This is a genomic window from Clostridiales bacterium, assembly GCA_015243575.1.
GTDB classification, from domain to species: Bacteria; Bacillota; Clostridia; order Peptostreptococcales; family Anaerovoracaceae; genus Anoxybacterium; species Anoxybacterium hadale.
On record CP042469.1, the window covers coordinates 4803996 to 4830249 of the forward strand.

Annotated in this window: 26 protein-coding genes and 3 pseudogenes; 20 read left to right on the plus strand and 9 right to left on the minus strand. The window is 40.2% G+C overall.

Annotated elements, in window-relative coordinates:
* Nucleotides 1–26 precede the first annotated feature (26 nt).
* The 10 genes and pseudogenes from rlmD to FRZ06_21100 all read left to right on the plus strand — a co-directional run bounded on the left by rlmD (nt 27) and on the right by FRZ06_21100 (nt 9935).
* Entirely contained in the window at nt 27–1538 is a 1512-nt protein-coding gene (rlmD, locus tag FRZ06_21055; GenBank protein ID QOX65660.1) for a 23S rRNA (uracil(1939)-C(5))-methyltransferase RlmD, read from the plus strand.
* A 252-nt stretch (nt 1539–1790) separates the two neighbouring features.
* Nucleotides 1791–2015: pseudogene (locus tag FRZ06_21060) on the plus strand (cell filamentation protein Fic).
* Between the two features lie 23 nt (nt 2016–2038).
* Nucleotides 2039–3385 carry a hypothetical protein gene (locus FRZ06_21065; protein ID QOX65661.1) on the plus strand — a complete coding sequence of 449 codons (1347 nt, stop codon included), beginning with the start codon at nt 2039–2041 and terminating at the stop codon, nt 3383–3385.
* On the plus strand, nt 3378–3986 hold the full coding sequence (locus FRZ06_21070; protein QOX65662.1) for a hypothetical protein: 609 nt from the start codon (nt 3378–3380) through the stop codon (nt 3984–3986). The genes FRZ06_21065 and FRZ06_21070 overlap by 8 nt, the downstream gene beginning before the upstream one ends.
* A gap of 54 nt (nt 3987–4040) precedes the next feature.
* Nucleotides 4041–4178 (plus strand): annotated as a pseudogene (locus FRZ06_21075) (virulence RhuM family protein).
* Nucleotides 4166–4282 (plus strand): virulence RhuM family protein, encoded by a 117-nt coding sequence (locus FRZ06_21080; protein QOX65663.1) that lies wholly within the window; start codon nt 4166–4168, stop codon nt 4280–4282. Before FRZ06_21075 ends, FRZ06_21080 begins: the two are co-directional and overlap by 13 nt.
* Before the next feature lie 35 nt (nt 4283–4317).
* Nucleotides 4318–4440: a virulence RhuM family protein gene (locus FRZ06_21085; GenBank protein QOX65664.1), complete on the plus strand. Its 123-nt coding sequence runs from the start codon at nt 4318–4320 to the stop codon at nt 4438–4440.
* A 179-nt stretch (nt 4441–4619) separates the two neighbouring features.
* Entirely contained in the window at nt 4620–5690 is a 1071-nt protein-coding gene (locus FRZ06_21090) for a hypothetical protein (protein ID QOX65665.1), read from the plus strand.
* Between the two features lie 54 nt (nt 5691–5744).
* Nucleotides 5745–9464, plus strand: a complete 3720-nt coding sequence (locus FRZ06_21095; protein ID QOX65666.1) for a hypothetical protein — start codon at nt 5745–5747, stop codon at nt 9462–9464.
* An 84-nt stretch (nt 9465–9548) separates the two neighbouring features.
* Nucleotides 9549–9935 (plus strand): hypothetical protein, encoded by a 387-nt coding sequence (locus tag FRZ06_21100; GenBank protein QOX65667.1) that lies wholly within the window; start codon nt 9549–9551, stop codon nt 9933–9935.
* A gap of 33 nt (nt 9936–9968) precedes the next feature.
* On the opposite strand, the gene FRZ06_21105 is transcribed toward FRZ06_21100, so the two are convergent.
* From FRZ06_21105 to FRZ06_21130, 6 genes are all read right to left on the minus strand, one after another.
* Nucleotides 9969–10268, minus strand: a complete 300-nt coding sequence (locus FRZ06_21105) for a hypothetical protein (GenBank protein QOX65668.1) — start codon at nt 10266–10268, stop codon at nt 9969–9971.
* Nucleotides 10265–10741, minus strand: coding sequence for a hypothetical protein (locus FRZ06_21110; GenBank protein ID QOX65669.1), 477 nt, complete (start codon nt 10739–10741; stop codon nt 10265–10267). The genes FRZ06_21105 and FRZ06_21110 overlap by 4 nt, the downstream gene beginning before the upstream one ends.
* Nucleotides 10716–11024: a hypothetical protein gene (locus FRZ06_21115; protein QOX65670.1), complete on the minus strand. Its 309-nt coding sequence runs from the start codon at nt 11022–11024 to the stop codon at nt 10716–10718. Before FRZ06_21115 ends, FRZ06_21110 begins: the two co-directional genes overlap by 26 nt.
* Nucleotides 10966–11838 carry an IS21 family transposase gene (locus tag FRZ06_21120; GenBank protein ID QOX65671.1) on the minus strand — a complete coding sequence of 291 codons (873 nt, stop codon included), beginning with the start codon at nt 11836–11838 and terminating at the stop codon, nt 10966–10968. Before FRZ06_21120 ends, FRZ06_21115 begins: the two co-directional genes overlap by 59 nt.
* A complete protein-coding gene (locus FRZ06_21125) occupies nt 11829–12233 on the minus strand; it encodes a hypothetical protein (protein ID QOX65672.1) in 405 nt (134 codons plus the stop codon). Before FRZ06_21125 ends, FRZ06_21120 begins: the two co-directional genes overlap by 10 nt.
* A gap of 419 nt (nt 12234–12652) precedes the next feature.
* On the minus strand, nt 12653–13540 hold the full coding sequence (locus FRZ06_21130; protein QOX65673.1) for a LysR family transcriptional regulator: 888 nt from the start codon (nt 13538–13540) through the stop codon (nt 12653–12655).
* 125 nt (nt 13541–13665) lie between these two features.
* On the opposite strand from FRZ06_21130, the gene FRZ06_21135 reads away from it, so the two are divergent.
* Complete coding sequence (locus FRZ06_21135; protein QOX65674.1) at nt 13666–14001, plus strand: cupin domain-containing protein; 336 nt, start codon at nt 13666–13668, stop codon at nt 13999–14001.
* A gap of 664 nt (nt 14002–14665) precedes the next feature.
* On the opposite strand, the gene FRZ06_21140 is transcribed toward FRZ06_21135, so the two are convergent.
* From FRZ06_21140 to FRZ06_21150, 3 genes are all read right to left on the minus strand, one after another.
* Nucleotides 14666–14875: a hypothetical protein gene (locus tag FRZ06_21140; protein QOX65675.1), complete on the minus strand. Its 210-nt coding sequence runs from the start codon at nt 14873–14875 to the stop codon at nt 14666–14668.
* 370 nt (nt 14876–15245) lie between these two features.
* Entirely contained in the window at nt 15246–15692 is a 447-nt protein-coding gene (locus FRZ06_21145; protein ID QOX65676.1) for a MarR family transcriptional regulator, read from the minus strand.
* Nucleotides 15693–15892: 200 nt separating this feature from the next.
* Nucleotides 15893–16492, minus strand: a complete 600-nt coding sequence (locus FRZ06_21150; GenBank protein QOX65677.1) for a TetR/AcrR family transcriptional regulator — start codon at nt 16490–16492, stop codon at nt 15893–15895.
* 422 nt (nt 16493–16914) lie between these two features.
* On the opposite strand from FRZ06_21150, the gene FRZ06_21155 reads away from it, so the two are divergent.
* From FRZ06_21155 to FRZ06_21195, 9 genes and pseudogenes are all read left to right on the plus strand, one after another.
* Complete coding sequence (locus FRZ06_21155) at nt 16915–18192, plus strand: MFS transporter (GenBank protein QOX65678.1); 1278 nt, start codon at nt 16915–16917, stop codon at nt 18190–18192.
* Nucleotides 18193–18308: 116 nt separating this feature from the next.
* The gene (locus FRZ06_21160) at nt 18309–19157 is read left to right on the plus strand and encodes an enoyl-CoA hydratase/isomerase family protein (protein ID QOX65679.1); all 849 of its coding nucleotides are present in this window, start codon (nt 18309–18311) and stop codon (nt 19155–19157) included.
* 161 nt (nt 19158–19318) lie between these two features.
* Nucleotides 19319–20758: an amidohydrolase gene (locus FRZ06_21165; protein ID QOX65680.1), complete on the plus strand. Its 1440-nt coding sequence runs from the start codon at nt 19319–19321 to the stop codon at nt 20756–20758.
* 88 nt (nt 20759–20846) lie between these two features.
* Nucleotides 20847–21887 (plus strand): 4-hydroxy-2-oxovalerate aldolase, encoded by a 1041-nt coding sequence (locus FRZ06_21170; GenBank protein QOX65681.1) that lies wholly within the window; start codon nt 20847–20849, stop codon nt 21885–21887.
* A gap of 65 nt (nt 21888–21952) precedes the next feature.
* The gene (locus FRZ06_21175; GenBank protein ID QOX66036.1) at nt 21953–23104 is read left to right on the plus strand and encodes a pyridoxal phosphate-dependent aminotransferase; all 1152 of its coding nucleotides are present in this window, start codon (nt 21953–21955) and stop codon (nt 23102–23104) included.
* A gap of 54 nt (nt 23105–23158) precedes the next feature.
* Nucleotides 23159–23791 (plus strand): hypothetical protein, encoded by a 633-nt coding sequence (locus tag FRZ06_21180; protein QOX65682.1) that lies wholly within the window; start codon nt 23159–23161, stop codon nt 23789–23791.
* A pseudogene (locus tag FRZ06_21185) lies at nt 23733–24493 on the plus strand (ketopantoate reductase family protein). Before FRZ06_21180 ends, FRZ06_21185 begins: the two are co-directional and overlap by 59 nt.
* A gap of 404 nt (nt 24494–24897) precedes the next feature.
* Nucleotides 24898–25287 carry a hypothetical protein gene (locus FRZ06_21190; protein QOX65683.1) on the plus strand — a complete coding sequence of 130 codons (390 nt, stop codon included), beginning with the start codon at nt 24898–24900 and terminating at the stop codon, nt 25285–25287.
* Between the two features lie 446 nt (nt 25288–25733).
* Nucleotides 25734–26195: a MarR family transcriptional regulator gene (locus FRZ06_21195; protein QOX65684.1), complete on the plus strand. Its 462-nt coding sequence runs from the start codon at nt 25734–25736 to the stop codon at nt 26193–26195.
* Nucleotides 26196–26254: the final 59 nt, after the last annotated feature.

The following is a 26254-nucleotide window of genomic DNA, read 5'->3' on the forward strand; positions in this document are numbered from 1 at the left end:
TTCCGAAAGAAAGAGAGCTAGAGAAAATGATTGAACAGGGAAAAGAATATGAAATAACAATAGAAGATATGAGTCACGAAGGGCAGGGCATCGGCAGAATCGAAGGACTTGCCGTATTTGTAGACGGAGCCGTGGTTGGGGATGTGGTGAAAGCCGAGCTGACCAAGCTGAAGAAGAGCTATGCCTTCGGAAGACTTACGGAAATTCTTACACCTTCGGAATACCGGGTGTCGGCTGCTTGTGAGTATTTTGGCAGCTGCGGTGGCTGTTCCCTTCAGTCCATGAGCTATGAGGGGCAGCTGAAGCTGAAACAGAAGCTGGTTAAGGACAAGCTGACCCGAATCGGAGGGCTGGAAAATCCATTGGTTCGTGATACCATCGGAATGGACGTCCCAGAAAACTATCGGAACAAGGCCCAGTTTCCCGTAGGCATGCGCCAGCGCGGAACGCAATTGGGAAACATCTCAGGAAAACAGACAGGAAAGTATACAGAAAAACATGCGGGAAAACACGTAGGGAAAAACCTTGCAAAAGGCATGACTGGGGAAGCTGCGGTAGGGTTCTACCAGGCAAAGAGTCATCAGATCATCAATTGTGAAACCTGCATGATTCAATCGGCTCCTGCGGAAAAGATCGCGCAGGCACTGCGGGAATATATGAAATCCGATCATATTCCTGCTTATGACGAGAAAACCGGAAAAGGACTGATACGACACCTCATTGTAAAGACCGCCTTTGGAACCGGCGAGGTCATGGCGATTTTGGTGATCAACGGAAAAGGTATGCCCAACGGGGAGAAGCTGGTTCTCATGATGGATGATGCAATCAATGAGCTTCCACCGGACCCGCAGACCGGGATTGAGTACTCTCTGGAAAGCGTGGTTCTGAACATTAATAAAAAGAATACCTCAGAAATCATGGGGTCAGAATGTGTGACCCTTGCAGGTAAGCCGAACATCCTTGAAGAGGCCGGAGGCCTGAGTTTTGAAATTTCACCTATGTCCTTTTATCAGATCAACCCGGTACAGATGGTAAAGCTCTATGACAAAGCCCTTGAATATGCTGCGCTGACGGGAGCAGAGACGGTGCTGGATCTCTACTGCGGTGTGGGTACCATCGGACTGTACTGTGCATCCAAAGCCAAAAAGGTCATCGGAATCGAGTCGGTGAAAGCGGCTGTACTGGACGCAAATCGAAATGCTGTCATCAACGGCATCGTCAACGCGGAATATATCTGCGGCAAAGCAGAAGAGGAACTGCCGAGGCTTTTGAAGGAAGGCGTTCAAGCGGACGTAGTCATCCTTGACCCGCCCCGAGCAGGCTGTGATCCAGCTCTTTTGGATGCTGTGGCACAGGTCTGTCCGAAGCGCATCGTCTATGTGTCCTGCGATCCGGCGACTTTGGCCAGGGATGTAAAGATCCTTGGGGAACTGGGGTATGGGTTTGTTGAAGCCCAGCCAGTGGATATGTTTCCGCATACGGGGCATGTTGAGACGGTAATAAAGATGCGGAAATGTGGTTTGGGGGAAGAAAGGTAGCGTTTTGCCACAAGATGTTGTGGTTTTGAGGCAAAAAAAGAGCGAAAATCGAGCAAAAAAATGACCGTTTTTTATCCCGGAAAAAGGGCAAACCTGTAGATGCCAAAGAGAATTTCCGGGAAATGACTTAAAATAAGAGGTTTAATTCAGGCTGATAATATGATGCTGGAACTAAGCCTCTTTTTAGTATATTAATGGAAATATTTTGTCAGAACGTATATAATATAAGAAAAAGATGTAAGGGGTGAAGTTATGAACTCTGAAATTGTAATCTACCAGACCGAAGATGGTTTAACAAAAGTAGAAACTAACTTCGATAACGATACCGTCTGGCTCTCAATAGACCAAATGGCAAACTTATTTCAGCGTGTTAAGTCCACCATTTCTCGTCATATAAGAAATATCTTTGATGAAGGTGAGCTGATAAGAAATTCAGTTGTTGCAAAATATGCAACAACTGCGGCGGATGAAAAAACAAGTCCACTAAGCAAGGTGTTTATATGAAATCGTTTCGAAATTCAACAACAATTAAATATAGTTTGGAAATTGACGGAAAAACAAAAAAAGGAAAGATAAGGGCTTACATCCCACCGATGAACGAATTATCGAATTTTACGCGTGTGATTTTTTCTCAAACAGAACTTGAAGAATTGCTTTATTTGTTAAAGATGATAAAATTTTCAACTATGTTTCCAATTGAGAAAAATGAGTATGTCGACTATCAAGAAATGATGAGATGTGGTTTAATATCGAATAACAACCATACTTCTCCCCTAGATAATAGTGATGTGAAGACGCTATTTTATAATGCGGTTAAAAATAGTTTTTTAAAGGTAAATATGTCTGAACAAGGTTATTATTCATTTCGCGATATGGTTTTGGAAGAATTTGATGAATTCGATAATGAACTAGACGATATGTTTAAGAGAGAATATCGGAAAAGAGTCAGAAAACTGAGTTTGGACAAAAGACTCCGAATCCTTTTTACTCGAAAAAAGCTTGATAAATTGAAAGAAGAATTCAGAAAAGAAACATGGTTGATGCTTATTTCTTCCGCAAATTCCAATAGTAATGAAATTGCAGAAAAAGATTTTCCACAGAGGGCGGTAGCGTTATTAGAGAGTTTTGACCAAAAAAAATATGAAGAACTAATTCATGAAGTCACTAACGAACTAAATTTACAGTCCCCCAAGGTGTATAAAGAAGTCATTGAGTTTTTAAACGACGTTGATATTCAAAAAAACAGCGAAAATATCTTGGGATGGATAATTGATAATACTTGCTCCACTGAAACGGCATTTGAAAACATGAAAAGGGAGGCCGATTACATTACAAAGGAACTATTCTATAAATTCAGTATACATTTTTATCAAACGCACAGGAAAGCGATGAGTAGAGAAGAAAAAAGATTATTTCAGCTATGCTATTTTAGAAGAGAAGCTTTTCAATATCGTATTCCTGCATTGGATGATTTCATGCGCAGCTTTTGGAGTGGAAATATGCAACTTATTTTTTCTGGATTAATTATGAAAGACACCAATCCAGACTATGATAAAGATAATAAGATTTTAGAAGAAAAGTGGAAAGAGTTTTTAACTCTCTATCCACATGCTTTAAGCAATCAAAATCTGTTTAATCACCTCAAAGATGCAAAGAAAATAAAAGAAATGATAAACAGAAATTATTATGGCAAGGATCTGCAAATTCTTCATGCCTTTGTTGACGGGCATGAGATTGATACAATTATAGCCAAATTTGGATGTTCTAAAAAGTATTGTGTTGAGCTTATTGAAAGGTACAAAGAAGATGCAAAGGTTCAAAATGAAGCTCCTGCTATTATTGAATAAAGGCAAAACCCCTATCACTTTTGCCACAATTGTACTGTTATTTTTTTATGTGATGTCTTTGGTTTTTTGGATCGATAAGTTTGACTGGGAAACGGCCTCCTATATAACAGTCTTCTATGGTGTAATAGGTGTTTTCTTTTCGCTCTGGCAGGCAAATGCACAGAAGGCTGCGCAGAAAAAAGATATTGTTATATTGGAGCTTTCGCTTAGTGAAGAAATAGCGAATAACAGTATGCTTCAATATAGCATAGATGAAATTGATGGTAATTCTCCTGAAACACTGCATCAATTGCGGGAATGCATGCATCTTATAAATAAGATCTCACTTTTTACAAGGAAAGAATTAATAAATTTTGAAGAACTATATTTAATTTGTGGAAATGACTTAAAAGGAGTTGTATTAAGATGCATAAAAGTTATTGCAGATTTTGATTATGAAATTGAATTTATATCAAAAGATTACATATTAAGATACAGAGATGGCTTGATTGATCTATATAATAGAATAAGTAAAATTGATGATGACATTCTTTTGGTGCAAGACAAAGTAGACCATTTACTTAAATTAAACCCGAACCGGCTCACTGTTAAGTCGATCTAAAATTTATTACCTTGTAGGATTAAATCTGATATCAATTAAGCGTTTTGATCTAGCTATCTTAGTAAAACGGAAGCGTCTACATTATTTTTTAAAGCAGTGCAGAATAAAATGCATTGGGCAGCTCATGGAAAGACTGAAGCAGAAAAGATTTATATTCGGCAGATGCGGACAAGCCTTATATGGGGATGCTAAGCTTTAAAGGAGAAATTCCAACACAAGGGGACGCCCTGGTTGCTAAAAACTATTGTACTGAAGAAGAATTATCTGCTTTAAACAGTGTGGTTTCTGCTATTTAAAATTTACCGATTTGCAGGCCCGAAGAAGAATCCCTATGTGTATGGCGGATTGGATTGAAACGCTGGATGGATTTTTGAAATTGTCCAAGCATGAAATCCTGACCCATGCCGGAACAATCAGTGCTAAGACCGCTGAACTTAAGGCAAAGGATGAATAGAAGAAATATAAAGCTCTGCATTTGGCGGATGTTTCCAAAGCCGAAAAAGATTATATAAAGGCTTTGGAAGATATGGAAATGAAATTGCTGGGCGTGGGGAAAGTAAAATAAGATCGCATTAATGTGATTTTTGAAAAAGCAATTAAAAGGTATATACCATAAGAAATGGGGGCGATTTAATGCTAAATTGGCAATCGATAAATGAATTAGTGGACGGAGAGTATCTAGATAATGAATTAGGCATAATTCCACGTCACAACTATATCGTAGGGCTAAAAAACTATGTACTTGCGACATTAGAACAATTAATCGGAAATTTGAGTAGATCAAATATCAATGATGATATGATAAAGTTTTTGTGTGCGTCATTATATTCCGTTGCTCAAAAAGGTAATGAGCGTTATTTTGAAGTTTTAAGAGAGGTTCATGAAGTTACTGGTATAGAAGGAAATGTAGAAGATATAATCACAAAAGTTCAGGAGAATTATCAAAATAATACACTTACAGATCCTGAATCTATTGTTTTATCAGAAATAGCTTCAATGAATTATTATGAGTATTTAATGAAAAGTGATTATCAACGATGCGATTATGGTGCTATGCTTACTTTGTCCAGATTGGCATACCAAATTATACTGCAGGGCCTTGACAGATATATTGATTGCATTGAAATGTTTGTAGATACAGATGGACTATTGGCATCCTGGCAGTATGATTTTGCTGAAAAGAAAAATGAAAACATTTGGATTGAGTGGATACCACTTGATAAAGTTGATTTTTACTATTCAATTTATCATACTAACTGCGGTGGGTTATCCGAGAATTCTATGTGGGACTTGGCTTCCGCAGATTCAGTAGCTGAGCAATTTGAGAAGGATGATGGCAGAAAAACGGTTTCTTATAATATGCCTTTTAAACAATACTGCGGAGTAATTGAGCAAGAAATAAATGAGATTATACAACTCTCTGATATAAAAAATAAGCCAACAGAACATCTGATGTGGTATGACATGAAGAAATTTGTTATAGAAAACAAAGTGAAATTTGTTGAAGCCACATTTTCGTTTAACAAAATGCTTCAAGATCTATATTGGCCTCGAAATTTATCATCGCATGGAGAAAAAATTACAAAAGGGCAATATGAAAAGTTAAACTATTATAAAGATAGGCAGCTTTTCGAATTAATATCATGGACAAAATTAGAGCTTTTGGGTATAAAATTCGAACCAGTCTTGCCAGATAATCAATAGAATAACAAAATAAAATCACACAAACATATTATTTAGAAAGTAGGCAAAATAACTTTGGCAAAGCAAAAGATTTCAGAGCGGGAGAATAAAACAAAAATAGCTTATAATATAGTTGAATTTTGGCATACCATCGAGTTTTTAAACCAAGAATCTTTTCCTCAAGATACAAAAGAGAATAGAAGGAAAGTTGAATTAGCAATAAAAGAGCAACAAGGGGGAATAACAAAAGAAGAATGCAAGTTTTCTAAGATTGCATTGTTCTATAATCTGCCTTTATCCCTTGAAGTATCTGAACTTGTAAGGAACGACGATATTTTTTATGTGAAATATCCCAAATGCAGTAGTTCGCTACACTTGTGTATTGGAAAAATAAAGAGAGAGGTTCTGATTAGAAAGTTATATGAATCTTTAAAAATAAAAGATGACAGACCGGAAGATCAAAATGGTAAGATATGCCTTATTGGGTTAAAGGTTGACAAGGAGGGCTTTTATATTGAAAAAAGTCTTAGGATATCACCATTGGTATGGGGAATATACAATTGCATTATATCAGGAGGAAAGATAGATGGAATTGTAACAAGCAGAAATTATGAGAATGATATTAAAGAGTTTGAAGAGACGATAAGTAAAATAGAACCTTTACGGAGCACTCAAATTGAGGATTTATATAATTCTGTTGTAAATAAATATATGAATTCAATAGATGAAGATCTCATAGGAAGTGAATTAGAAGGCAGCTTTATTTATACAAGATATGACAGTGAGAAGACCTTTGAGAGAGAAGATGAAAAAGAGGAAGACATTAGTGAGCTTGTAAAAGGGTTTTACGTTGATGATTTGGAGATGGTAAAGCAAGTTCTTGAAAATAGCAAAGGGAATAGCAGTTCATTTTCACATATAGTGGACTATATAATAGGCGCTTACGAAGAAGACCAGGATCAAGGACCTATTTATAGGCCGAATCGTATTGATATCCGCAATAGTAAATTGCATATAGCGGAGTGGCTGTTTGCAGACAAATCACCTTCTGGGAAATGGCCATCAAAATTTAATCCGGCATTAATGCAGCAGGTTGCAATAAACATGGGGATTAGCGACACAAATCAAATTGGAAAAATATTTTCTGTGAATGGCCCTCCGGGCACTGGAAAAACAACACTGTTGAAAGAAATTATCGCATCTAATATTGTAGAACGTGCAAAAATTATGTGTGAATATGAAAACTCCGATGATGCATTTGAATCTCGTCTTTTTGAAAACGGGAATTACATAAATAATGGATACGACCAATATTGCAATAAGTACTATGCTTTTAAAGATGAAAAGCTATCTGATTTTAGTATGCTGGTAGCTTCGTGCAATAATGCTGCTGTAGAAAATATAACAAAAGAACTTCCGGATGGTGGAGAACTTATTTCTAATCTCCGGCCAGATACGAATGATAAAGAACAAGTTGCCGAAGGGTTGGAACAAATTATTAATCTATTTGATGTATCTAAAACTAGCAGTATAGAATCATACAAAGTATTTATTGTTGATGAAAACGGAAAAAAACAACCCCAATTTATAGAAAAGAGAGACATTTACTTTTCTTGGCTTGCACATAAATTGGTATCTCAAAGTCCTGAGACAGACGATTCTTTAGATATTAGTGAATGGGGACTGATATCCGCACCTATGGGCAAGTCGTCTAATGTAGGTAAATATTGTTTCAATGTATTGAATGAAATTATTGAGAGCTTTTACTGTACTAATGAAATGGTAACAAAACGTCATGAAAGCTATTTAAATGCCAAGAAAGAATTTTGTATACAATTTTCAAAAGTTGAAATGCATAAAAAAGAACTTGCGAGAATCAGTCGATTATCAGAAGAATATAAAATAAAAGAAAATAGTAATAAAAATAAAATTCTGATATCAGAAAAGAATATCAATCAGTTAACAGCTCTTGGGAAGATGTGTTTGGAAGAAATCCAAAAACTTAAAGGGGAAAACGCAGAAATAGTTAAAAATATCTCGATTGCTAAAAATAAAGGAGATAAATTACTTGAAGAACTAAAAATACATGATTGTAATTTGCAAGAATTCGAAAATAAGATCGAAAGTATTAAAAGCAACTTAATAAAGAAAGAAGATTCCAGAAAGTGGTATGAGATTCTATTTGGGAAATGGATGCAGACAGAAAAACTGCGCCAAATTTTAGAATTAAAAGAAGAAGTGAAAGCGAATAATGAATTGCTGGAGTTGGAAAAGAAGTTAAAGCTAGATAGTATTGATAGACATATTGAAGTCATAAAAGTAAAAGAAAAACATGAAAACTGTCTGTCAGAGAATTACCATAGTATTGACAAATTAAAAGAGAATTCCAGTACTTTAATTGATAATATTGCTACGGAAAATAAATCGATAGAAGATGTTCAAACAGATATTTTAAGGGATAAAACGGAATTGCATAATGTCTTAAGTAAGCATGGTAAAAATGCGAAGGTTATAGATGGCAAGTTTTGGGATGACTTTGAAAATAAGGATGAAAAAATTAGTACAAATATACAGACTTCAAATCCATGGATTACCCAAGAATATAATCGAGAGAGGGAGATGCTGTTTTACCTTGCGCTTCAATTACATAAGGAATTTATTTTATCCTCCAATGCTTGTAGAGATAACTTCAAAAATCTTGCAATGATGTGGAAGTACCGAGAGAATAGTAAAAAAGAATTATGCACGTATAGTCAAAATGATAAAGACAAATCATATAGCCACCTAATCAATACATTATTCTTACTTACACCGGTGATATCTACAACCTTTGCTTCAGTAGGTCGCTTTTTAGGAAATATAAAAGAGCAAGGACGCCTGGGGCTGTTAATTGTTGATGAGGCTGGACAGGCTTCACCACAGGTCGCAGTAGGCGCATTATGGAGATGTAAAAGAGCAATTATTGTTGGAGATCCTAAACAAGTAGAACCAGTTGTAACAGATGATGCAGATCTGATTAAGAATGCATTTACAGACGAGATTATTAGACCTTATATAGACAAAACTATTTCTGTACAGGAATTTGCTGATAGACTTAACTGCTATGGGTCTTATATAAAAGATTCTGTAAATGAAGAGGCAAAACCGATATGGATAGGATGTCCCCTAATTGTACATCGTAGGTGTGTCAATCCAATGTTTGATATCTCTAATGAATTGTCTTATGCTAGAACAATGAAAATGAAGACCGCAGAAGCTAAAAAAGAGGATGAATCTAAATTTGTAATGGAAACATCCCTCTGGATAAATGTGACTGGAGACGAAATCGGTAGAAAAAATCATTTTATTACATCGCAAGGAGAAAAGGCGTTAGAGATAATTGTTAGTAGCTTTAATAAACATAATGGGATTCCAGATTTATTTGTAATATCACCATTCACGACAGTTATTGAAGGGATCAAGCAAATGGTTAATCAATCAACTGAACTGAAGACACATAAAGAGGAAGTCGAGATTTGGCTTGATAATTACTGTGGTACCGTACATAAATTTCAAGGGAAAGAAGCAAAAGAAGTAATATTTGTTCTTGGATGTGATAGGAAAGCAAGCGGTGCGGTTAGGTGGGTAAAGCCTAATATTGTCAACGTTGCCGTGACTCGTGCTAAATATAGATTGTACATCATTGGTGATTATAATGTTTGGAAAAAATCCAAGATATTCACAATTACAAAAGACATAATGGATAATAATAATCTAGAACATACAAAAGATATCAACAAACAGCTACTGGGTTAGATTTCTAGAAATATTATTATGTTTAATAGGTCACTAGGGATGATTAGAGAAACATTTTTGTAATTATTTAATGGGGGTCTAAGGATGCATTCCAAGAAATATATCGATCCATTTTCTGAGAAATCTAAAAATATTTCCAAGCAATTTGATGATGCTACTGTTAATAAAAACGTAGAAAAATTATATAGCTTGATTGACCAAGCAAAAGAATTGGCGCAAACTGAAGATATTGCTTCGCAAGCACAAATTTATTATTCAATCGGAACTGTCTATGGTGATATTGCTAGTATTAACCAAACTTCTGATGAAGAATTGATAAAAAAGCAATTATATTATTTTCGGAAAAGCATATCACTCATCCAATTGAGTAAATTGCGTATTCCGGAACATCCGGACAGCAATTCCGGAAACATCCGGACACGAAACCGGAAGTATCCGGACACTTTGCCGGCTAAATTGATTGTAAAATAATTGCTGCTTTTCGGCAACAAATATTGTCAGTATTTAGAATTCGAGAGCGTCCCGCATTTTCTTGGCAGCCATAACTTCTCGCATAGAAATCTTCGAGTCAAGTTCGAGGATGTAGGAGTTATGGATGATCCGGTCCATGATGGCGTCGGCAATCGTCGGATCGGGGAAAAGCTCATACCACTGACCATGAGAGATTTGCCCGGCGAGGATCATCGAGCCTCTGTTGTAGCGGGATTCAGCAATCTCCAGTATGTCACGGCTTTCCTCAAGACTGTAGGATTTCAGCCCAATGTCATCAAGGATCAGAAGGCGGGTGCTTTGAAGCCCTTTCATAAATTTTGAGTATTGGTTTGAGCTTTTGCATCCTGGATTTCCAGAAGCAATTCCGGAATCCTGTAATATTTAACGGTATATCCTTTCCTGCAGGCATTGCTGCCAAAGGCGCAAATCAGATAGGTTTTACCGCATCCGGTCTTGCCGGTAGTGATGATGTTCAGCGATTTCTCAATGAAGTTGCAGCTTGCAAGCTCAAGTATAGATTGCTTCTCAATTGCTCTGTTTGCTGTGTATTCAATGCCCTCAATGCTGGCATTTAAGCTGAGGGAAGCATTCCGAAGCAGGCGTTTGATCTTGGAGTTCTTCTTGGCCATCCACTCTTTTTCGACCATAAGGCCAAGCCGTTCTTCAAAGGATAGCCCCAGATCAGAGGGATCAGGCTCGCTCAGCATCTGCGCCATGGCCTTCAGCTTCATATCCCGTAGTTTTTCAATGGTTTGATTGTTAAGCATTCTTTCCACCTCCGGCATACGTTCTGGCTCCTCGTAAGTTGGTATTTGATACGATCTTCTCAACTTCGGGGGATGCTTTCAACGCCTTTTGTCTGAGGATGATGCTGAAATATTTGTAGGTGCAGGTTCCCTTGTCGATTGCCTCCTTGCTTGCTGCTTCGACAACTTCGGAAGGATAATCAGATGCGAGACGCAAGATGCCCATGCAGGATCTGTAGGTCTGTACCGGATACTCCCTGCTATCAAGAATATTGGCAATCAGATGCCTGGTCTTTGGCCCGATCTTTTCGGCCCATGACAAGTACCGTTCGGAGCTCCATCCGGTAACTGCCTTGTGGGATTCCGGCATATGCTCCGGCAACGTGGTATATCGTTTGAAAGTATTGAAGTTTCTCTTGTGAGCGGCAATCCGCTCGCCGCAGGCGAAGATTTCTATGACAGAAGCGGTTGCCCGTACTCTTGAGATTTTGCCAATGTTGGAATAATGGACGCTGTAGAAAAAAGCCCTGATATTCAACATGATAATTAAAAGCAACTTTAGCATCTGCCCAGTCGGCATACTCGTACCGGGCGGCGGGAAGCGGCTTTAAGGCCGGCTTATCAATGGCTTCAAAAGCTGTTTTCCGGTTCCCTTCAAGCTTTTGAAATGGCCGGTTTATCAGCTTGTCAAGTTCGATCGCTATGGCCTGATTGATCTCCATGACACTAAAGAATCGACGGTTTCGGAGTGCTGCTATGATACGCCTTGACACATTGCCGACCATATTTTCATCAGCGGCTTTGTCTTTGGGTTTCCTCGGCCTTGCCGGTACCAGAGCAACTCCGTAATGCCGGGCCATCTCGGTATAGCTGGCATTGAGAAGTGGATCCACGAGATCCGGTGTTTTAACCGCAGTCTTTGTATTATCGGGAATGACAACCCTCGGTACGCCGCCGTAATGCTCGAAGGCTCTGACATGAGCATCAATCCAGTTTGGCTGTTTCATATCCCCATAGGCATAAGCAAAGGGATATGCTGACGCCGGGAGAACCGACACAAATATATATGCAACTTTCTCTTCCCCTGTGGGAGCTTCAATGTATGGGATTGTGCTGCCCGCCCAATCTACCTGCATTGACTCTCCAGCTTTATGTTCAATATGCAGGAGATTTGGTTGGTTTTCTTAAAGCTTCGATACCGTTCGCAAAACTGGGTGTACATGAGGCCATCAGGATTATCCCGCTTGTACTCTTCCCAAAGGAGCATCAGAGTTACATGCTTCCGCTTCATCTCGCTGAAGATGTAATTCAAATCCGGCTCAGCAGCCACTTTTCTGACTTCTGCCGGAGGATAAATCAGGGACAGGAGTTCTTTATCGTTAAGATCGCAAGGCCAAGAGATTTTAGCGTTCTGAGCTCTCCTCAGTACATCGTCCACTGTTGATTTTCCGCAATTGCATGATGCGGCGATATCCCTTAGCGATAACCCTGCATCAAATTTTAGCCTGAGTATTTCTTTGACTTTTGACATGTCCAGCCTCCTCATACTTGGCCCTCCTTAAAGTGTGATACTTTAAGGATACCAGTTAATTTGTCTTGTCCGGATGTCGCCGAAATACGCAATATGGCGATGCAGGGACTCAACAGGTCAATGATCAATTGCAGTAGGATGTGGTTATTAACCCATTTAAGTATGTCTCGGTTGATTGGTAGGCCCGAAAAATGAGTATAGCTTTAACTCAGCTGTCAATGTTGAGTAGTATTTTTTCCTTGACGTGCCAAAAAGAATTTGTATTATACAGATAAGGGTAAGAGCTATTAATTTTCAGCCCTTACCCTTCGCTATTTCTTGATATCTTACATCAATTTTTAGAGTTTACACAAAACTTGGGATAGTCCCTAAGAAATCTTAGGTTGGATGCCAATCTCAAATAACGAAAAAGCTATTCTTCATAAAGGCTTCATTGTTTCTTTTGCAAGATCAAGAAATGCTTGTAGCATTGGCGAAACCCGCTTATTTCTGTGGTAAATTATTTGTGTTACTAAGTCAAAAGGAGCTCCTGCCCAATCAAGTTCTGCTAGCAGCTTCCTGTTTAGTTCATCTTCAACAGCAATCCGAGGAAGCAATGATATTCCCATTCCACTTATGGTCAGTTGTTTAATCGCTTGAATACTGCCAACTTCCATCATATATTTTGGGAAAAGCTTTGCATCATCTAGGCACTTTTCAAAAGCCTTTCGAAAACTACAGCCCTTTTGTGCAAGGATTGCATTATATGGAACGATATCTTCAGGAGAAATGTGGTTTTTTAATGATAGCGGGTGCCCTGGAATTGTCAATAAAGCTAAAGGTTCTGGAAATTCAAGGTCTGAAATGAATTCGGGAGAACCTATTTTTTGACCAATTACAAAAGCAACATCAATTTCATTTTCTCTTAACGCCGTTTGTGCGTCATTATAGTTCTTCATTTTTAGCACTATTTCTACAGCAGGATACCGCTCGTGGAATTCCTTTAATAGGAGCGGCAACCTTAAGGCGCATAGCGAATCACTTGCTCCAATCATAATGGTGCCTTTTAATTCATTTGATGAAAAGGACTCCTTCGTTTCATCATAAAGTTTAAGAATCTCTTTGGAGTAGGTCAGGAGTTTTTCTCCCTCAGGGGTCAAAAATATACGTTTACCTATTCTGTCGAACAAATAAACGCCTAATTCCTTTTCCAGTAATTGTATTTGAGAGGTAACAGAGGCCTGCGAATATCCCAAGTAAGCGGCAGCTTTTGTAAAATTATTTAATTTAGTCACAGTAACGAATGTATTTAATTGACGTAGTTCCATTTTTGACCTCTTTATCAATCAGTTATTTTAAACGTTATCATTAATAGCATTAGTTTTACAAATCATTATCTCCATGATAGCATGAAATATAGGAATTGCAAATTTATTATACGAGGAGGTAAAACATGAATAAAGTCAACATATACGAAGAACTTGCATCAATTAAAGAATATTGGTCTCAGAAAATAATCGGTGAAGCTAATGGACAATTATTTAAACTTGCAAAAGGAATAGGCGAGACAAAATGGCATTTACATGAAGACCAAGACGAGTTGTTTATCCTATACAAAGGTCAACTGACTATCCAGCTAAGAGATGAAAATATTGAATTGTTTGAAGGTGAGATGTTTGTTGTTCCCAAGGGGGTGGAGCATTGTCCCAAAGCCCATGAAGAGGTTGAATTTTTGATTGTTGGATTAAGTATTACCTCAAATCGGGCTGGAGGTAAACCAAATCTATAAATATATTAAACTGTTATGGGAAAAATGACCTCTTTGAGAGGTACATGCCGCTAAGGCCCCGCCAGCTTCAGGCGGCATTTTTTCACCGCTTCAAGGCATGTGGAGTGCGTGGTTTCTGATGACGAAATGTGGTTTAGAGGATAAATAAGGTAGTACAACCACTATATGCAGTGGTTTTGGGGCTAAAAATGAGTAAAAATCGGGGCAAAAAAGTGCATTTTTTGGCCCTGCTTTTTTGGGCGCTTCATAGATGACATTCGGTATTTTTAAGGATGGCGCTCAAGATTATATTTAAGCAAGAAAAAAATAAGCCGAAAATTTTATTATGAATTATGTTTTTCCAGAGCCTCATTAAACAACACTCTGTAACCTGGAGATAAAGAGATGAAAGTAAGGTTATACCACAATTCTTCACGGATATCAGTGCTTTTAACACACTATGTTTTATAATGCTCGTCCTTAGTTTCGGTAGTAGTCAATCGAGATGCCTTGAGGACACAAAAAAGATGACGCTTGACGCAGATACCTCCTTGGCGAAATACACAGCGGCAAAGCCTGCCCTATTATCGAGGGCAGGCTTTGCTGTAGTGTGGCGATAGGCATGAGGATAACGATGGTGTTAGTTCCTTCACAAAGCGTTTGATTCTTGTTGAATTTCGGAGAATTATTTTGATTGCATGTCTCTGTATTTTTCTGCAAGCATCACTCCGGCGGTCGCCGCATGCTCCGGTGTCAAATCACGAAATATCACAGAGATGGGTTCTTTCGGTATTCCTGTAATTCTGCTCAGTTCGTCTGTAAACACCTTGGCGATTTCTACTTTCTTTGCATATTCTTGTGGAAAAATTTCGATGGTTATTATTGGCATCTTCATCACCTCCTTTCAATGGGATGGTGCTTTAAGTTCTATACCTTAACATTTTTCATGATAGGGCTGATGGGTGGATTTTCAGCTGGTTTAATGTGGCTACTTTATCTTTCATCACGTTATGGACCGGTATGACGATCAACAAAAAGGAAATAGTCATTGATGCCAAAACCCCAGTCATTCAAAAGTAATGAGAGCCCAGTAAAGCAAAGCTGAGCATCCCGAAGATCATAGGTATCGTAAGCTAGACAAGGGTTTTGAGCACGGATCCTTTTGTTAATAACGTGTTATTTTTAGTCATAGGTCATCCTCCCGCAAGTAGAATGCTATTGCAACTATATCGTGAAAATTAAATCCACCATAGTGGATTTAATTTTCAAGCATTGCTTTTTAATTCATCGACTGCATCTATCGTATTCTTTAGCATAAAAGCAAGGGTTTCAATTGTGTTGCTTCGCTGTTCTTCTGTCATTCCCTTACTCAATATCGTTGTAATATTGGACATCCGTTCTTTGAAAACCGGGAGAAAGTCCTTTCCTTTTTCAGTCAGGAAAAGAAAGTTGTACCTTTTATCAGCCGAGTCCTGAACTCGATAAATATAGCCTTCTTCTTCTAATTTTTTGATCGCTTTCACCGTAGTTGCCTTATCAATTTGAATAAGCTTACTGAGATCCTTTTGCGAAATTCCTTCATTCCTGGCAATCTCACCAAAAAAGATATACTGGCCGCTGCCGATTCCATATTCACGGAGCTCGTGGCTTATCAATATTAGTAAATGTCGATAGATTGATGAAATATATCGTCCAAATGACTCTTGATTCATCGTCTCACCTTCCTTTTAGTATATGAACATGTAAATATTGTACGTCATATAGGATGCTATTGCAACTATTATTTTGTATTCATGCTTTTGCATCTACTTTTTAGCTTGATTTATGGACTTACCTGAGCGATTATCCTCTCAATAGAAAAAAGTGTTGAAATTTCATACATGCTTTCCAAAAGCGTAAAAAATAAGTGATATCATATTTTAAAAACCGGAAGCAATATTTCATCTACCAATAAATCGAGCCGGTTTGCGCCAGCACCCTCTTTGTGCAGGAAATTTTCAATACGAATTAAGTCAAAAGGCAACGTTAATGTCGCATCGCTGACCTCTTTTATTTTTTCCCCCCTAGCTTTTGCGGATTCAAGCAATTTTCGCATGGTTAAGATATTATTATTAATTGCGTTAACTTCAATCCCAGGTATTTTTTTATTATTTTGTCCCATCTCAAATAAAAACGCATTCATAATTTCCGGGCCGACTTCTGTGTAAATCCTTTGATAGAGTGTTAGCAGCTGTAATAAGTCTCCACGCAGGTTCCCAGTACTCTCTATCTTGTCAATCAATTCACCGCCGAGTATATTCGCCGTTTTATATATAATAATTTCACGAATTATGTCAAATGTTGTTTCCCAATGGCGGTACATTACAGTGCGGCTGGTTTTTGCAGTATGCGCAATTTTCTGAAATGTGAGATTGGCATATCCGACTTCCCTGATTATCTCTATAGTAGCGTTATAGATGCTTTCGTTCAGCGCATCACCGCGTCTGCGCATATTCTTGCCCGCTCTTTCCATTTCTATGACCATCCCTTCACAGTAGTTTGCAAAAATATAAGTTTTTAAGATTGTCCTTAATTCACAATAATATTATAACATAGCTTTAGAAAAAAATTAAGATACATATTGAACTTTATTTTAAGAGCGCGTATAATAAGATACAAAATGTACCTTAAAAGATAAAAGATAACCAAAAAATAATTACTAAAGGGGAATTATCAGCATTTCGCTGTTCAAAGATCTTCCGAATAGAAATAAGGCTTCAAAGGAAACATTCGGAGCCATAGAGCGCTGAATAGGGGGATTGGTTGAGTAAAGCTCATTGATGCTATAACTAAGTAAATAATAAGAAAGGAGTGTTACAAGAAGGAGACCATTGATAGTTTACATAGTGTATAGAAGGTATATTCAATTATTCGTATTGATGAAAGGAGATTAAAATGGACAAAGACGATATCAAACAAAACATAGAAAATAACTCTGACGTGAAAAATAATGGACGCAATTGGGTAATAGTCATACTTTTCCTGGGATGGATGTTCGCGTGTATTGACCGTAACCTAATGAGTATTTCTATGGTACAGGTTCAAGACGAGTTTGGCATTAATGCAACTACAACGGGTATGATCTTAAGCGCTTTCTTCCTGGGATGCATTATAATACAGCTCCCCGGCGGACTTTTAGTAGACAAATGGGGCGCCAGAAATGTGCTCCTTGTGGCCACTTTGGCATGGGCGGTCTTTACCGGTTTAACGGCGATTGCATGGTCCGTTGCGGCACTATTTGTTGTACGCGTAATATTCGGCTTTTTCGACGGTTTCTTTCCCAATGCAAGCTCCAAAACGATTGCTGAAACTTTCCCACTAAGACAAAGAGCCAGGGCAAAGTCTTTGGTTATGATAGGTGGCACAGTTGGGACGATTATTGCGGCTGGTGCAGGTGCTCCTTTGGTCGTTGCACATGGCTGGCGTATGACGTTTTTTTATACTGCTTTAATTGGATTGTCTATCTTCCTGCTTTATTTCTTTGGACTCAGAAGAAGTACAGCTGGAGGAGCAGCTGCTGCAAACACCGCAGAGCAAAAGCCAAATGTATCCGTAAAGTCACTTTTAAAGCAGCGTGTAACCTGGGCGCTATTCTTCACTGCTCTTTCAATACAGTTCGTTGGCTGGGGTGTTTCATCCTGGATGCCAATTTATCTAGTAAGAGCCCGTGGAGTGGATATTGAGACAATGGGGATGTTGGTCGCATTGAGCTCAGCAGTCATAATGCTTGCGGCACTTTTTGTCGGTTATCTGCTTGACAAAATTTCCGGTTATGAAAAATATTTCGCTATATTTGGAGGGTTATCAACCGCTATATTTCTTGTTTTATTAACTACCGCTTCAAACGCTATAATGGCTGTAATCTTCCAGACTTTAGCTTCACTGGGCTGTGTGTTTGTTAACATGGTCGTAATGACAAACCCGCTGAAAAGGTACCCGGTGGAAGCTGTCGGCACCGCTAACGGTATCATCGCTACCGGTTCCCAGCTAGGTTCGTTCCTGTCTCCATTGGTTATGGGAATCACGATCGATGCCAGCGGCGGTTCCTTTACTTCAGGCTTCCTGCTTCTTGCCGGTTTTGTGCTTATTGCTGCAGCAGCAGGCAGTCAGATTCCTGTAATCAAAGGATTAAACAAACCAAAGAATACAAATGTGGAAACTAAGGCCAGTTAAGAAACATAGAGATTTCTTAACGACGGCGTCTCTCGATTACTTCAATATATAGGAAGAAACCATATAGTTTCTTCTATATAAAATAAAAAATAACAAAACAGAAAGGATGATGCAAAATGGCATATCAGGAAAATCTACCAGACATTCAGAAAAGAGGTTTGAAGTCAGACTTTGAGAATTACAAGGAAAAGTACAAAGATATTTTAATGATGAAACGCGAAGATGGGATACTTGAATTGAAGTTGCACACTGACGGCGGTGTCTTTACGCACAGTTGGTTTTGGCACGAAGCATTCCCTGCTGCACTGTCGGAAATCGGCAATGATCCCGAGAACCAGGTCATTATTCTGACAGCTGTAGGCGACAGGTGGATGGGCACCAACCCTCATGTATGGGAGAAAACTATGCACGAGTGGGGCCCGGACGCTGTCAACAAAGCGAAATTTGAGACGACAAGGATATTGTCGAACATAGTATTCAATATCGACGTTCCGATCATCTCGGCTATCAACGGCCCCGGTGGTCATTTTGAGTATGCCTTGGCCTGTGATCTCACTATTTGTACTGAAAATGCAGTCTTTAACGATCTGCATTTCCTTGGCGGGTCATCGCCGGGAGACGGCCTGGGTCTTGCGTATCAACATATCATGGGTACCAAAAAGGCTGCATATTACTGCTATACCGGCAAAGATATCGATGCCAAAACGGCGCTCGAATTGGGTATGGTCAACGAAATTGTGCCCCGCGAACAGCTCCTTGATCGCGCCTGGGAAATAGCGAGATATATTATGGCACATCCGCGGGTTATGAGATATGTAACGCATGCACAGCTGATGCGCCCCTGGAAGAAGGCTCTTGTCGAAGACCAGGATATGCATACTTTCTCCATGACCTACGCGAATCTTCTTATTGAAAAACCGCCATTTGAATTTATAAAGGAAATGAGAAGTATAGGTAGACTGTAAACGATACATACAAAAACCATTACTACTGTTTTATTGCAGAGGCGTAATGAAAAATTCGCTTTAAGTGTACAAAAATACAATTGTATATCTGTATTTTACTGCAGATATACAATTGTTAATATTGATCAAAACTGTAGTAACGAAATATAGAGGTTTTCACCATGGTAAATAAGGAAAAGATATTGCCGTTTATCGAAGCAAAACGGGAGATGCTGTTTAATATAAGCGACACGATATGGGGATATGCGGAAACCAGATTCGAGGAATTCAAATCATCCGACCTATTGTGCAAGGTTTTGGCTGATGAGGGCTTTACCTTAACAAAAGGTATAGCTGGTATGGAAACGGCTTTCATAGCGAGCTATGGCAGCGGGAAACCGGTAATCGGTTTTCTGGGAGAATTTGATGCTCTTTACGGGTTAAGCCAGGAAGCGGGGATCGCGGAAAAAAAGCCTCTGGAAGGGGGGGGGAAGGGCCATGGATGCGGACACCATGCTCTTGGTGTCGGCGCATTGGCAGCCGCGCTTGCCGTAAAGGAATACATAGAGAAAAATAAAATTAAGGGAACAGTGAAGTATTTTGGCTGTCCTGGTGAGGAAATCGGCTGCGGAAAGGTATATATGGCAAGAGAAGGCTGTTTTGATGATCTTGATGCAGCCATCACGTGGCATCCTTTTAACTCAAACGGCATTATGAACAGTAATAGTCTTGCCACCTGCGCCGTACTTTTTAAATTCCACGGCATAAGCTCCCATGCAGCCGCTTCGCCCCATCTTGGAAGAAGCGCGCTGGACGCGGTCGAATTGATGAATATCGGAGTGAACTTCTTAAGAGAGCATGCCGAACAGGAAGTTCGCCTGCACTATGCAATCATTGATACCGGAGGGCGTAATCCGAATGTCGTACAGGCTGAGGCATCCGTCATGCATGAGATGCGTGCACCTAAGCTTTCACAGATAACGGATCTGTACGAGAGGATTGTAGACATAGCAAAAGGCGCGGCTTTGATGACCGGTACTAGATTTGATGTTGTCTTTGAAATGGCAGCATCCAACCTGCTGAACAACAATGTTCTGCAATCACTGCTGTATGAAAAGTTTGTGGAAGCAGGCTCCGTGCCCGTTGACGAAAAGGACATAGAGTTTGCGAGGAAGATTCGGGAGACATTGAACGAAAAGCAAAAGAAGTTTGATGACGGTCTCGCGGTGACTATGTTCAAAGCAGGCAGCGACGTCATATCGCAAATTTCTAACAAGGAAATCGTTGACATTATCTATCCGTACGATCCTGTTGAAACCCAGGCGATGGCTTCAACCGATGTGGGCGATGTCAGCTGGATCGTGCCGACAGCGCAGATTATGACAGCCTGCTATGCAAAAGATACAGCGGGGCATTCCTGGCAAATGGTGGCACAAGGAAAATCGAACCTTTGCCATAAAGGACTGCTGCAGGCAGGAAAAGTCATGGCGCTTGCAGGCGCGGAATTGCTGGAAAATACACAACTGGTAGAAAAGGCAAAGGAGGAGCATGACAGAAGACGAGGCGGAGAGACGTATAAATGTCCGATCCCTCCTGATGTCAAGCCTTTAGCATCAAGGTAACCCGGAAATTCTGTAATAAGAGGGGTGGAAAACCGCCCCACTTTTTAAAAATAAGGAATGAAGAACGCGGTTCCGTAATACGGAACAAATGACATCCAATAGAAAAAGGAGAAAGGATATGTCCAACAATTTCGAACTCATTGATGTTACGCTTCGAGACGGAAGTAATGCGGTTAATTACCAGTTTTCGGTTGAGGATACAGAGAATATTGTAAAGGGGCTGGAAAAAGGCGGTATAAGGTGGATGGAAATCGGCCATGGTCTTGGTCTGGGAGCGACCGAAAGGACAGCGATAAAGGCGCTGCACAGTGACGAGGAATACATTGCTTCGGCCAGGATAGCAGCCAAGGAAATGAAAATAGGATGCTTCTTTCTGCACACAATCGGCGATAAGTCCGATATTGACAAGGCGATTGACTGTGGGCTTGATTTTTTAAGAGTAGGTCCCAACGCAAACATGGAGGAGATCCGGGAAAGCGGAAAATATATTGAATACGCGAAAAGCAAGGGGCTTATCGTGCACTGCTGTATCCGGAAAGCCTATGCCGTAACGCCGGATGAATTGGCCCGGCAGGCCAAAGTCGTGCAGGCTTACGGGACAGACGCCGTTATCATCATGGATTCTGCCGGCACGCTGCTGCCAAACCAAACAAAAGAGTATATTTACGCGATGAAGGATCAGATGCGCGGGTGTACGGCTATGAAAGTCGGATACCATGCCCACGACAACCTTTCCCTGGCCGTCGCATGTTCTCTTGCAGCAGTTGAGGCGGGCGCCGACTATATCGATTCCTGTTTGAAAGGACTTGGGAGAAGTGCAGGCAATGCACCAACCGAGATTTTAACGGCTGCGTTAAAACGGATTGGCTATGACAAGGGAGATTTTCTGATATTGCAGGATATCGCCGAGGAATACATAGGCAGGAAAGCGTCGGAATCACTGGAGAGCATATCGCTTTCCTTTGGATACGCAGGATTCCATTCGGCGTTTTACGAAATGATAGAAAAGGCAGCCAAGGATTACCATCTGGATCCGAGGGCGTTAGTGCTGGAGACGTGCAGGAGAGAGAGACTAAATCTTACTGAAAAAATGATAGGGGATGTCGCTAAAAAAATGTCGGGTTTTTAAAACCGATATGTCAAAGGAGATATTTTATGAAGATCGCAGATAGAGTAAAAAAATTAAATTCATCAATGACGCTGGCGATCGCTGACAAAGCGAGAGAAATGAAACTCAATAATATTGACGTGATAAGCTTTGCCACCGGAGAGCCCGATTTTGATACGCCCGTTCAGATCAAGGAGGAAGCGATCAAGTGGACTCAAAGAGGTTATACGAAATATGTTGCTTCCGACGGCATCCCTGAATTGAAGGAGGCGATCAGGCAAAAGCTTTTAAGAGAAAACAAACTGGAATACGCAGCTTCTGAAATACTGGTCTGCAACGGAGCGAAACAAGCAATCTATGAGGCTTTTGGGGCAATCCTCAATCCCGGAGACGAGGTAATCATTCCGGCGCCCTGCTATGTCAGCTACATCGAACAGGTCAAGATTTTTGACGGCGTACCGGTGATTGTTCCTACGAAAGAGGAGGATAATTTCCGGCTGAAAGCAGAGGACATCGGAAAAAAGATAACGGACAGGACCAAAGCAATTGTGCTGAATTCCCCGAATAATCCGACGGGCGCAGTGATTCAAAAAGAGGAACTCCGAAAGATTGCCTGCCTCGCAGTGGAAAACCAACTTTTTGTGATTTCGGACGAGGTATACGAACTGCTGGTTTACAACGACAATGAATGCTTCAGCATAGCCGCTTTTGACGATGCGATAAAAAAGCTGACCATTACTGTAAATTCGCTTTCGAAAAGCTATTGTATGACTGGATGGCGGGTGGGATACGCGGCGGGAGATGAGGAAGTCATCAGCGCGATGTCAGACATACACGGACATATGACTGGCAATGTGAATTCGATCGCGCAGAAAGCCGGCGTGGAGGCAATTGCTAATTATCATAATTTCGAAACAATGATAGAGGAATATAAGCAGCGGCGGGACCTGATGGTGAAAAGACTGAACGGTATGCCGGGTATTCATTGCAAAAGCCCCGATGGTGCATTCTATACATATACCAACGTCATGAGCTACTACGGCAAGATTTTTGGTGACAAGGTGATTCGTAATTCATACGAACTTGCAGAATTTCTCCTGGAGCAAGCCCATGTAGCATGTGTACCTGGGGAGGCATTCGGCATGGATGGCTACATCCGGTTTACGTTTGCAATCGCGAGAGAACGTTTGATGGAAGGGCTTGACCGGGTCGAAAGCGCGTTGAAACTATTGCGGTGAAACGGTATGGAAACAAATCAATAATCTTCAAATCTATCGCCAGGAGGTCAAGTCATGAAAAGTATAACCGGTAATTTATTTTCAAATGAGGAGCTGCAGGAAATCAGATCAAAATTTAAATACGTAGATCGCGATTTCGAAGGGACAAAGAGCAATACCGCAGTCTTGTGTTGTATGGCCGCATCCAACATTTCCGGGCACATTTATGATATTAAAAAATATTTGAGAGAGCTCGAGAAATCAGAGCATAATAGGCTTTTGGGGAAAGCTGCTGATTGTTGGGAGGTCGGAAGTCCTTCACCGGCACATTATGCAGCAATTACTGAGGTCGTAAATTATGTAAGTGATCTCGGCTCTAAAATCGCAAACGGTGAAAGCAGCAGAAGGAGACTGTTTGAGCTTGGAATGAAACGAAGTGCCGATCATGAAAGAGTCTTGCTTAATATAATGCTTGAAGGGACTGAAAATGTTGCGGGTTTGCGTCAAATGAAAGGCTTGACAGTTAAGATGGATGGGCAGGACCTTAATACCAGAGATCTTATCCTTGGAATTGAATTTGATAATATGAGTTGTGATTTCACTGCTCCGTGCTCTCCGCGATCATGGGGGGGCGTTGGCGTGTATTGCAATGGTACGGGTACCGTTGAAACACTTAATGGAACTATTTTGGGCACGTATGAAGAATAAGAAGCGAACAGCTCTGGCCCGAGGAAAGAGGTTGGAAACACTTAAAAGGGATGGACTGCGATACAACGACAACGGAACTATAAAGCACATATTTATCAAAGTGATTGACAAACTGGAAAACAATGATATCTACGATTTCATCTTTGTTCCTGTACGATATGATCAGGCCGAATCTGCTCTAACTGCCATAAAGAATAATAAGAGCAAAACCATTGTCACCATGACTAACACCGTGGAATATGACCAATGGCTTGAAATTGTTGGGGACCGATTGCTCCCCGGATTCCCAGGTGCAGGTGGAGATATCAAAGACGGTGTTCTGTACGCCCAATTCGGTTCTGAGAAACACCAAGGAACCATCATTTCATGTTTCGCCATGTGGCAACCGCTATAGTCATCAAGCATTTCTATACGAATGGAGGCATGATGGATATTGAGACGGCAAGAAGTGAAAGCACTTTAAGAAAGATAGCCACAGAACTGAAACGAAATATTAGTCTGGTAGAGCAATCAGGAATCCCGGTAATCCCGTCGGAAACAAAGTCAATGGGAGAAATGTCAGAAGAAGATATTATATCTATGTACCGCCAGATGCTAAGCAATGATTTTACAATTGATATTTTGCTCGGAAACCATGCTGTAAGCGCAAAAACAGAAATTATGTTATTGGATGAGTTATTTCACAAAAAAATCCAGAAGTAAGGAATGGCATTAAAGCAGTAATCTGTTTTATTTAGCGCAACCGGATTCCAGTTAAAAAGAAAAACGATCTTCCTCCGCCAGGGGGTAGATCTGTCTTCTTTTTGAACTGTGGAAGGGTTCTGGTGAACCATGAAAGTGAACCTCTTACTCTAAGAAAAAACAAGGGCAGAAAAAGAATGCCAAATATACCTTCCCGCCAAGGGGGTACCTGAGGAGTATGACATCTTTTTTGCCCAGACTTTCAGTGGCTTCTGTATTAGGCAACATATCTACTGGATTCTATCAGTTGAGGGCAAATGAGGAATGTTAACCACTATGTGTAGTGGAACATATAAGTAAACAGGAATTTTTTGGAACCAAAATGATCGGAGGTTCGTCTAATTATAAAAGGAGTTGAGACTATTATGAAGAAGTCTCTATTAATATTTGCCGCTGTAATATTGCTTTCACTCTCAGCATGTGCAAATCAATCTAATAAGTTTTCTATTGAGATGCTTCCAAATAATATTGAACAAGTAACAGTAAGCCACTATCTTTCAGGTGAAGAAACAGAATGGACAATTAAGGGTGATGAACTTGAAGAATGGGAATCGTGGTTAGAGGGCCTTTCGGTACGGCAGATGAACTTTGAAGAAGGCAACACGCCGGGTGATGTTGACGGAGGAGAGGTCTACTCTTTTGTTATCAATAGCGACAAATCAAGCGTATCGTATGTCATAAACGGCCGCGATGGCTGTTATCTCTTATTTGAAAGCAAGTGGTATGCCGTATCCAATCCAACCAATCCGTTCTAAATCAAATTCCAATTTATTTAATTGGATATAACTGATTCCTGAAAATTTGCGGGAGTATTTTCTAACGAAGATACCCCCCCACTTTTTTTATGCCCTTTTTTAGGGACTCATACTAAAACGAATGGAGGAAATCAAAATGGCAAACGAAACAATTCGTATCTTTTTCCCTCTGAAGATTTTCAGTTATCCTCAGTATGACTGCTTGGAGGATGAGCGGGAGGTTATCTCGTCCAGGGCCGTCTGTGTCTTTACAAAGGGGAGCATTATATTTTGGCTATAGATGATAGTAAATTTTCTCATGAAAAGCTTGACAAGTAAGCATCAATGATGTATCATCAATGCATAGTCATCGATGATACATCATTGATGACTATGCATTGATATTCTGAGTCCATGTTCAAAATCAGGAACATGGTCTTGTCATTACAAACAGAAGGGAGATTTTAATGCAACCGGCAGAAGAATTACGTTATCTTATTTTAGCGGCACAGCGTGAAGGAAGCCGAATGTTCACCGAGCTTTTAAAGCCGCTGGACCTTACGCCTTCCCAGAGTGAGGTCTTGCGTGTACTCTATGACTATGAGCCTTTATCGATGATAGAGCTTGGCGATTTGTTGGTGTGTGAAACCGGCAGCCCTAGCCGTTTGGTCAATCGGCTTGTTGAGGCGGATCTTATTAAACAGGAGAAATCCGAAGAGGATTCCCGCAAGGTAAAATTGGAGCTTACACAGAAAGGGAGGGATGCCGTATCAGGTATCCGTGCAGTTGAGGAACAGATGTATGCTTCGATTGGTGTCCTGCTGGAGGGAGCTCCCGTACAGGAAATAATCCGGCTGCTCTGGAAGCAGGTCGACGGCAAACCGAGTGGCAAAGCATTGGCTCGCCGAAAAACGCAAAAGGTGCCTTGATTTTATGAAGCAGAGAGTTTATAACCCGGTGAAATTCCTATCGGACAATCAATTTTCAA